We start from the raw sequence: 558 nt of genomic DNA, 5'->3' as shown, positions 1-558 counted from the left end.
GGCCTTACCCTTGAGCCTACCACGCTTTCAGATGTGCTTTTCTCAACGGTCACCCAAACTCAACCGAATCCCCCTCAGCCCGAGAAAAAAGAACCCGCTAAACCTGTTGATTGGGCGCAAATTGAGCAAACACTCACACCGGCTTTTTTAGGTAATTTAAATACGGTGAACTTGCCTTTTGATATGCACATTCCTAGTGTTTTGGGTACAAACTGGCAATATCAATCGCTTAATGAAAAAGGCGAAGAAACCAAAAAAATCACGGTGCCTAAAGTGGAATTACAAGCGGATGCCACCGATCATTTAGTGAAATTACAAAAACTCGACATTGACAGCTCTCTTGGTACACTTTCGAGCCAAGGACAACTTCAACTCAATAACGAGTTCCCGGTTGATCTCACATTAAAATCGGATCTCCAAGCCTTTAAATCAAAAGATAAAACTATTCTACCTGCTAGCAAAGTTGATCTCAATGTATCGGGTTCATTGAAAAAAACGACCGCACTTTCGTTAACCACACAGGGTGTGCTTGATGCCACCTTAACGGGTGACGTGAAA

At 42.8% G+C, this 558-nt stretch carries 1 protein-coding gene; it reads left to right on the top strand.

Annotated features, from left to right (window positions below; translation table 11 throughout):
- The coding region (locus ACTHUM_RS18185) for a hypothetical protein (protein ID WP_440403709.1) at positions 1-558 on the top strand (558 nt) is incomplete at both ends.

Source organism: Neisseria sp. P0021.S006, assembly GCF_051956895.1.
This window is presented reverse-complemented; position numbering and strand designations above follow the sequence as displayed.